The organism is Kitasatospora sp. NPDC005856 (genome assembly GCF_040629945.1).
GTDB lineage: Bacteria > Actinomycetota > Actinomycetes > Streptomycetales > Streptomycetaceae > Kitasatospora.
Genome location: NZ_JBEXWT010000178.1, coordinates 1 through 6,488 on the forward strand (window position 1 = coordinate 1; position 6,488 = coordinate 6,488).

Genomic DNA, 6,488 nt, shown 5'->3' on the forward strand with positions numbered 1-6,488 from the left:
GGCGGCCGGGGCCGCGGCGCTGGGGGCCGGGGGAGCGGCCGCCGGGGGCATCGGCTCCGGCGTGCCGGTGAGCGCGTACGCGGCGACGGCGGCAGCGGCCACCGCGATGGCGGCGGCGATCCCGGCCTTGGCGGCGGTGCCCAGGCCCTCTCCGGCCGCGGCGGCTCCCGCCCCACCGGAGCCCGCCCCGGCGGATCCGGCGGCACCCGCACCGGCCGCACCGGCGGCCCCCGCGGCTCCCGAGGACCCGGAGGCCGCGGCGGCCGTCCCGGCCGCCGTTGCGCCACCGACGGCGGCGACACCGCCCACGGCGGCCGCGGCGGCGCTGAACCCTCCGACGCCGATCCAGACGAGCACACCGCCGGGCAGCAGGGCCCGCAGCCCGGTGTTGATCTCGGTCAGTTCCAGGCAGGCGGCCGTGCAGCGGTCGCACTCCTTGAGGTGCCGGCCGACCTCCGCCGAGGCCCGCTTGCGCAGCGAGCCCCGCGCGTACGCCCCGAGCCGGTTGGCGTACCCCTCGCACGCGCTGTCCTGGCTGCCCGAGACGTGCGCCTGGAGGAACGCGGCGGCGAGCCGGTCGCGGGCCCGGTGGGCCTGGACGGCGGTGGCGTTGGCGGTCTTGCCGAGCATCACCGCGACGGTCTTCGGGGACTCCCGCTCGACCTCGGTGTGCCAGAGCACCACCCGGTCGTCCTCGGGCAGTTCGGCGTAGGCCTGCATGACCATCCGCTGGTCGGCCATCGCCATCGCCCAGGCGTCGGCGCCCGGGTCGGCGAGGTCGACGTCGACCACGGCGGCCGAGGTCTGCGCGAACACGGCGAAGTCGTCCACGAGTTGCTCGCGGCGCTCGCTGCGGTGCCAGGCGGCGGCGACGTTGCGCACGGCGGTCAGCAGGTACGCGCGGACGGCGAACTCGGGGCCCTTGCCCGCCCGCAGCGCCTGCAGGGTGCGGGCGAACACCTCGCCCGCGAGGTCCTCGGCGGTGAAGCTGTCCCGGCAGCAGGTGCGCGCGTAGCGGCGCACCGAGTCGGCGTGCCGGCGGTAGATCTCCTCGTACGCCGTGTCGTCGCCGGCCCGCACCCGGGCGGTCAACTCGGCGTCGGAGGCGGGGCGCTCGCCGTCCACCGGATCGGCGGGGGCGGGGACGGTCGGCCGGGCGGTCCGGCCGTCGCCGGTGAACGGTTCGCCGACGAACGCCTCGGGGGCGACGCCGCCCCGGCCCGCCGGGGCCTGTCCGGGCACCCGGCCCGGGGGCAGTGCGGCGGCGGAGGCGGAGAGCGTCTCGCGGCTGGGCATCCCGGCCTGGTCCGGGACGTGTCCGGCGGCCGAACCAGCTGCGGCGCCCGGCACTTGGGCCGTTCCGCCGGCGCCGCTGAGACTGCAGGAGCCCGCGCCGGGCCCCTCGACGGCATCACCGGAGAGGCCCCCGAAGTCGAGGCCGTACCCGTAGTCGTTCTGTTCCTCGGCGCTCACAACGGACCCCAGATTCCACGACAGCCCCCGTAGTGTGGCAGGGCGCACGGGAGTGCGTAGGCGCACGGTTCCCCGACGTACGGCGCCGACGGCGCGCGAACGGCGCGCATCGGGACATTGGCTCCAACCACGGGCAAAGGATGGCATAGCGCAGGGATCGGCGGAAGCCGGACCAGCCGCCTTCCACTCCTCCGAGGGGCCGTCGCGGGAGCGTTCGCCCAGCGTGGAGCAGCGGGGTGTGCGACTCCCGCACCCGGCGCGCGCACCCGGGCCGCGCGCCGGTCCTCCCTCCAACTCCCGCACCCGCCGGGCGTGGCGGACCGGCCGGCCGGCGGGTGTCAGCGCACCCGCAGGCCGTCCAGCAGGATCTGCAGCAGCCGGTCCGGGGGCCCGGCGGGCGGCTGGTTGTCCGTCTGTGGAGAAGTCGGCGAGAAACCGCCGGTTGCCGGCGCGGAGACCGAGGGACGGGTCGCGTGCACCGGCACCGAGGCGGTCAGCACCAGGACCACGTCCGACACCGTGACGCCCGGCCGCAGTTCGCCCGCCGCACCGGCCCGCGCCACCAGGGCGGCCAGCAGCTGGAGCAGCAGCCGGGGATCGGCGTCGGCCGCCGAAGGCTCGACCACCCCGCCGGAGCGGGCCTCCTCGCCGCGCAGGTCGAAGCGGACCGCCGCGGGCGGCTCCGGTGCCCGTTGCTCGGGCACCCGGCCCAGCTCCTCCGCGTACCGGAACGCCTCCGGCGGCAGCAGCCGCCCGGCTCCGGTGGACACCGCGCGGGCCAGGTAGCCGGCCAGCGCCTCCCAGGCGCCGTCACCGCCGTACAGCGACTCCCGCGCCTGCGCGGTCAGCCATGCCACCTCCTCGGCGGCGATCCGCTGGACCAGCACCTCCTTGCTCGGGAAGCGCCGGTAGACGGTGCCGACCCCGACCCCGGCCCGGCGCGCGACCTCCTCCATCGGCGCGCCGTAGCCGAACTCGCCGAACACCTCGCGGGCCGCCCGCAGCACGCTCTCCAGGTTCCGCCGGGCGTCGACCCGCAACCGGGCCCCGGGCACCGGCACGGCGGCCGGTACCGGTTCCGTCCGGTACGCCACCGGCGAGTACGCCGGCCCGCCCTGCGGCGGCAGGTCCACCGGTCCGCGTTGCTCGGGGACCATGCCCGTTCCGGCCTGCGGTGCACCCGCCCGCCCCAACACCTGCTCCTGATCCATCATCCCAACTCTCCCCCGCAGGCGTCCGAATCCGGACCCTGTCGTCGCCCGCCCCCGCACCCCCCGGTGCAGCTCAGCCCGTCAGAAATGACCCGATGACCCATCGCTCGTGCCGCCCGTCCCGTTCCGGTGACCACGGTTCGTGCCGCCGTGCCGGGTCCACGTCCGGCTCGGCGCGTCGGCACCGTCCGGGGCCCTGTCCGGGAACTACCCTTCCCCGGATGACTGTCCCCCAGTCGGGTTCTCACGCCAACGCTGGAACTGGCCGTAATGGCCGCTCCACGGTGCGTCGCCGCCGTTTGTCATGGCGACGGCCGCCCCGGTACACAATCCGACCATAGTTCACCAGTCTCCGAGGCCGAAAGTGCGTCAGAAAGTCGCCCAGTAGGCACAACTGGCCACGCCGGTCACTCGTGTCGCAACCAGCCCCGTACGGACTGTGGACAAGACGACCCCCGCCGGTCCTTCATAGGGGGCGTGATGGGGGGACACCCCCGGCCGCGGGGCGGCCGGGACGAAACGTCGCATCGGCAGGAGGTGCACCATCAGGATCCTGATCGCCGGCGGCGGCTGCGCCGGAACGGCCGCCGCACTCCACCTCCAGCGCGCCCTGCGGGAACGGCTGCGGCGCGGAGAGGTGGAGATCACCGTCGTCGAGCCCCAGGCCTACTTCACCTACCACCCGCTGCTGGCCGAGGTGGCGGCCGGCTCGATCGACCCGAGACACGTGGTCGTCCCGCTGCGCCGGGTCCTGCCGGACTGCCGGGTGCTCACCGCCCGGATCACCCGGATCGAACACGCCGCCCGGCGCGCCCTGGCCGACGCCGCGGGCCCCGGCGAACCCCCCGCGCCGGTCGAACTGCCCTACGACGTCCTGGTGGTGGCCCCCGGCTCGGTCTCCCGCACGGCACCGGTGCCCGGCCTCGCCGAACACGGCCTCGGCTTCTCCACCGTCGGCGAGGCGGTGGGCCTGCGCAACCACGTCCTGGAGCAGCTCGACCTCGCCTCCGCGACCCGCGACCCGGCGCTGCGCCAGTCCGCCCTCACCTTCGTCTTCGTCGGCGCCGGCTACGCGGGTGTCGGCGCGCTCGCCGAACTGGAGGACATGGCCCGCACCGCCGTGCGCGGCTACCACAACGTCCGCGCCGAGGACCTGCGCTGGGTGCTGGTCGAGGCGACCGGCCGGATCCTCGCCGAGGAGTCGCCCGAACTCGCCGCGCACACCCTCGGCGAACTGCGCGAACGCGGCGTCGACATCCGGCTGCGCACCACCCTGGAGTCCGCCGCCGACCGGGTCGTGGCGCTCTCCGACGGTAGCCGCTTCGGCGCCCGCACCCTGGTCTGGACGGCGGGCGTGCGGCCGGCCCCGCTGCTGCGCGAGACCGACCTGCCGCTGGACACCCTCGGCCGGGTGCGATGTCTGGCGACCCTGCAGGCCGTCGGGCCGGACGGACGGGCCCTGCCCGGCGTCTGGGCGGCCGGCGACTGCGCCGCCGTGCCGGACCCGAACGCGGACGGCGCCCCCTGTGCCCCCAACGCCCAGCACGCCTTCGCCCAGGCCGAGCTGCTCGCCCGCAACGTCGTGGTCGCCCTGGACGGCGGGCCGCACGCCCCGGGGCTGGCCGACTACCGGCCCGGCCCCGCCGCCTGTTCGACCTCGCTCGGCCCGCGCCGGGCCGTCGCGCACACCCGCCGCGGCGGCCGGCTCACCGGCCGCCGGGCCTGGTGGCTGCACCGGGCCCGGCACCTGCGGCGGCTGCCGAGCGCCGAGCGCCGGGTGCGGGTGCTGATGGACTGGGTGCTCGGCGGGGTGTTCTCCCGGGAGGTGGTCTCGCTGGGCGCGATGGAGCACCCGCGTTCGGCCTTCGAGAGCGGGTTCGACCGGATGCCCGGCCGGCCGCCCGACGCCGGACCGGATGCCGCCCGGTGACCACGGCCTCCGTCCGGGGTCGGCGGCCGACCGAACGGCGGGCCGGAGGGTGGGTCGGATGGTGGGGCGGAGGACGGAACGGACGGCCACGCCGGGCGCGCGACTTCCGGAACCGGGCCTCCGCCTGACAGGATCAGCCCGACCTGGTCATTACCCCGTGTGCTGCTGCGCACACAAAAAGTGATGATATGCCTGGAAAACGAGGAAGCGGCCGTCGTTTGAACCTCATGCGCTGGAGCGCCCGGCTCGCCGGAGTCCCCTGGCGTGCCCTCCCGCCCAACGGGACCGGCACCGAGGACGGTGCGCCCTGCCCCGACGGCGTCGTCGTGCCCGGCCCCCGCGACCCGAGCGGCCCCGCCACCACCGCCGAGCTCCTCGACCCGCACAAGCCGCAGAACCTGCGCGAGGTCCTCAACCGCATCCCCGCCCCGGTCGCCGTCACCTACGGCCCGCTCCACCAGCTCGGCTACGCCAACCGCGCCTACCGCGAACTCTTCGGCGAACGCCCCACCGGCCTCCCGGCGGCCGAGGCGCTTCCCGAACTCGCCACCATGGGCGTCCTGCCCCTGATGGACCAGGTCATCCGCGGCGGCCGCCCGCGCAGCGTCAAGGCCCGCTGCATCCTCGGCCTCACCGGCAACCGCTACTACAACGTCTCCTGCGTCCCGCTCGGCGCCGGGGAGAACGGCGACGCCCCCATCGAAGGGCCGCCCGCCGGCGTGCTGATCTTCGCCGCCGAGGTCACCGACCAGGTCCTCGCCGCCGCCCGCCTGCGCGAGGCCGAGCGCCGCCAGCGCGAGGCCGCCGTCACCCTCCAGCGCAGCCTGCTCCCGCAGAAGCTCGACCAGCCGGCCGGACTACGGGTCGCCGCCACCTACCAGCCGGGCGGCGCCGAGGCCGCGGTCGGCGGCGACTGGTACGACGTCATCGCCATCGACGGCGGGCGCACGGCACTCGTCATCGGCGACGTCATGGGCCGCGGCCTGCGCGCCGCCGCCGTCATGGGCCAGCTGCGTACGGCCGTCCGCGCCTACGCCCGCCTCGACCTGCCCCCGCACGAGGTGATGCGCCTGCTCGACGGCCTCGCCATGGAGATCGACGCCAACCAGATCGCCACCTGCACCTACGCCGTCTGGGACCCGCGGCGCCGCACCCTCTCCTACGCCTCCGCCGGACACCTCCCGGTACTCCTGCGCTGCCCGGACGGCACCATCCTGCGCAGCGAGGAGCAGAACGGCCCGCCGCTCGGCACCGGCGACGGCCTGCACGTCTCCCACACGCTGCGCCTGCTCCCCGGCACCACCGGCGTCCTCTATACCGACGGACTGGTCGAGCGCCGGGACGAGGACATCGACCAGGGCCTCGACCTCCTGGCCCGCACCCTGACCGGAGCCGTCGGCGCCCCCGAGGTGATCTGCGCCAGGCTGCTGCGGGCGATGGGCGTGACCTCCGAGCACGACGACGACGTCGCCGTCCTGGCCTTCCAGCTGCCGGCGGACGAGGGCGCCGAGAATTCGGTTGCGCCGGTTGACTCGGCGAGTCCAGAGGTCTAGTGTTCTTCGAGCTGCCTGGCAGGGAGCACCGGACACGCATCAGCGCGGACGGTCCCGGGGCAGCCAATCCCTTGAAACACCACTTCCCGGTTCGGGCCGGGTCGCTTCGTCGTTTTCACGTTGCGGCCTGGTGCTTATTCGGTGTGCGCGTTTATCGGATTGCGGTCGGATTCGCTTTTCGGAGCGGGGATCGGCTAGAGTTTGAAACGTCGGACAGGGCGTCAAGCCCCGGAAGACACCGGCGAGTTGGATGAACGAAGCCCCGGAAACGGAGCGGAAAACATCTGATAAGCTGGAAACACGAAAGAACGAAGCCCGGAG

Annotated in this window: 3 protein-coding genes and 1 pseudogene; 2 read left to right on the forward strand and 2 right to left on the reverse strand. The window is 75.1% G+C overall.

Annotated elements, in window-relative coordinates; translation table 11 throughout:
• Together ABZ449_RS41485 and ABZ449_RS41490 are read right to left on the reverse strand one after the other, a co-directional pair.
• Positions 1-1,473 (reverse strand): sigma-70 family RNA polymerase sigma factor (locus tag ABZ449_RS41485; RefSeq protein ID WP_360357184.1); only part of this gene is annotated, 1,473 nt, incomplete at its 3' end.
• Positions 1,474-1,811: 338 nt separating this feature from the next.
• Positions 1,812-2,687 carry a helix-turn-helix domain-containing protein gene (locus ABZ449_RS41490; RefSeq protein WP_360357186.1) on the reverse strand — a complete coding sequence of 292 codons (876 nt, stop codon included), beginning with the start codon at positions 2,685-2,687 and terminating at the stop codon, positions 1,812-1,814.
• A gap of 553 nt (positions 2,688-3,240) precedes the next feature.
• On the opposite strand from ABZ449_RS41490, the gene ABZ449_RS41495 reads away from it, so the two are divergent.
• Both ABZ449_RS41495 and ABZ449_RS41500 read left to right on the forward strand, forming a co-directional pair.
• Entirely contained in the window at positions 3,241-4,614 is a 1,374-nt protein-coding gene (locus tag ABZ449_RS41495; protein ID WP_360357188.1) for an FAD-dependent oxidoreductase, read from the forward strand.
• 188 nt (positions 4,615-4,802) lie between these two features.
• Positions 4,803-6,207 (forward strand): annotated as a pseudogene (locus ABZ449_RS41500) (SpoIIE family protein phosphatase); the annotation flags it as partial.
• Between the last annotated feature and the right edge of the window lie 281 nt (positions 6,208-6,488).